A 2,536-nucleotide genomic window follows, 5' to 3' on the forward strand; every position below is an offset into this window, starting at 1 on the left:
CTGCAAGCCCGGGGTTTTCACGCATCGGACCGTAGCGACAGCCCGAAACCGCGCCAGCGGGTTCGGCGGAGACTGGCAGGTGCGCCAGCAGCTGTCTGTCGGAGTCGGGCCTGACGACCGGATGCCGCCAGGCAGCCGGGAGCCGAAGGTGCGCGTGCGACAGGAAGTCGCTTAACGTATTGTTTTACATTGATAAAACCAGCTATCCCATTAGCTGTAGCCTACCGGGACAGGCGTTGCCGGCAACGGCGGGGTCTGAAGCTCCCGGGACAACGAGAGCCGGGCGTCAGCCCGGGTAAAGCCCCGTGAGGGGCTTTACCTTGCTGCAAGCATCATGCGGCAGGAGAGCAAGGCTGGTCAGAAGGGTTAACACATGTGAACTGTTGATAAACACCGTTATCGGCAACAGGCCAAAGATGCTGACAGGCCTGAACCAAAAGGTACGGGGTCCGGTTGCTACCTCGCGCACAGGGAGCACATGGGCGCAGAGACCCCCGGTGAAGAGACAGAACCCGCCCTGACCCTCTGTATGTTAAGCGGAACCTGGTAAACCCGTATCGCTGCCTCACAGGCAGGTGAACCGCAAGGAACACTGTTAGCGGTGCGGGCATAGGAGGACGGAAAAAGCGAATGCCCGGCTGTAATAACCGGGATACGGGGCAGGTTCCCCGACGCGAAAGCGGGCAGACTTCCGTCTGGTCTTTAATTGCATGAAAAGCTGTAAAGCAGTCAAAAGGATATCAGCGAGATGAATACACACATCAGTGTGTCCACGATACCCCACCCGACAGGCTGGCACACCATAAACTGGAAAGCATGCCATGCCCGGGTGCGAAAGCTACAGTTACGGATTGCAAAGGCAACCCGACAGCAACAATGGCGGCAGGTCAGAGAACTACAGCGCATCCTCACCCGCTCATTCTCCGGCAAAGCCGTGGCTGTCAGGCGTGTAACTGAAAATACCGGTAAAAGGACACCCGGTATTGACGGAAAAATATGGCACACACCGAAGGAGAAATGGGAAGGAATATGCAGCCTGAATCTGTGTGGTTACAGGCCACAGCCACTACGGCGAATACATATCCCAAAATCAAACGGCAAAACGCGACCGCTGGGCATACCCACAATGAGGGTCCGGGCCATGCAGGCACTGTGGCTGCTGGCTCTGGAACCCGTATCCGAGACCACTGCTGACCATAACAGCTATGGTTTCAGACCAATGCGCAGCACGCATGACGCCATTGAGTCCATTTTTCTGCGGATGAGCCAGAAAGTATCGCCCAAATGGATACTGGAGGGCGATATTAAAGGGTGTTTCGATAACATCAGCCATGACTGGCTGCTTTCCCATATTCCGATGGACAGGAGACTGCTTAAAAAATGGTTGAAAGCAGGTTACATGGAAAGAGGCGTGTTTAACCATACGAACAGCGGGACACCGCAGGGAGGCATCATATCCCCTGTTCTCGCCAACATGGCTCTGGACGGACTGGAGAAGGAACTGATGCAAACGTTCAGGAAAAGTGGTTATCACAGTGCAAAGCACCAGGTGAATTATGTGAGATATGCTGATGATTTCATCTGTTCAGGCAGCTCCCGTGAATTGCTGGGAAATGAGGTCAGACCACTGATTGCAGCTTTCATGCGCGAACGAGGGCTGGAACTGTCGGAAGAAAAAACAGCGATCACACATATAGATAAAGGCTTCGACTTTTTAGGGCAGAACGTCAGGAAGTACAACGGTAAAATGCTGATTAAACCGTCGAAGAAAAACCTGAAGAACTTCCTCTGTAAAGTCAGAGAAATAATTAAACGCAATCCGACGCTCCCGGCATGGAAACTGATAGGCCAGCTAAACCCGGTGATCCGGGGATGGGCTACCTATCACCGACACGTCGTGGCGAAAGAAACATTTAATTATGTCGACACCCAAATCTGGCGAGCTATATGGCGATGGTGTGTAAGACGGCATCCCCGGAAAGGATTGCGGTGGATCGCCGGACGATACTTCTCCTTTGAAGGCAGGCGCTGGATCTTTAAAGCCATAACCCCGGAAGGGAAAATTCTGACACTCTTCCGGGCAATGGAAACACCGATAAAGCGCCATATAAAAATCAAAGGCGAAGCAACACCATACACCCCCGGAATGGAAATCTACTTTGAACGTCGTCTGGATCTAATCTGGAAAGGCAAATCAAAGAAGATGAAGACAGTAGTTCAACTCTGGAAGAGGCAGGGGAAACACTGTCCGCAGTGCGGACAACTCATAACCAACCAGACCGGATGGAATATACATCACCGGATCAGGAAAGTTATGGGCGGCAGTGACGAACTGACCAATCTCGAGTTGTTACATCCGAACTGCCACCGACAGTTACACAGCAGGGAAGCCGGTGCTCACCGAAAGCACTTATAAAGGCTTGAGCGGAGTGCGGGGAAACTCGCACGCTCCGTTCTTAGGGGGCGGCGGCGCAGCAATGTGCCGCTGCTACCCGACCCGGCAGACAGGACAACACTGCAGTAGTCAGAATCAGAG

General features: G+C 53.3%; 1 protein-coding gene. It reads left to right on the top strand.

What is annotated here, in order from left to right; genetic code table 11:
• The first annotated feature begins 748 nt into the window (after positions 1 to 748).
• A complete protein-coding gene (gene ltrA / locus FQZ95_RS20790; RefSeq protein WP_097311537.1) occupies positions 749 to 2,416 on the top strand; it encodes a group II intron reverse transcriptase/maturase in 1,668 nt (555 codons plus the stop codon).
• The last annotated feature ends 120 nt before the right edge of the window (positions 2,417 to 2,536 follow it).

It is taken from the genome of Escherichia sp. HH41S, from assembly GCF_009820115.1.
GTDB classification, from domain to species: domain Bacteria; phylum Pseudomonadota; class Gammaproteobacteria; order Enterobacterales; family Enterobacteriaceae; genus Escherichia; species Escherichia coli_F.

Coding starts and splice junctions, on each gene's coding strand:
- ltrA (WP_097311537.1), top strand. CDS start 749: ATGAATACACACATCAGTGTGTCCACGATACCCCACCCGACAGGCTGG.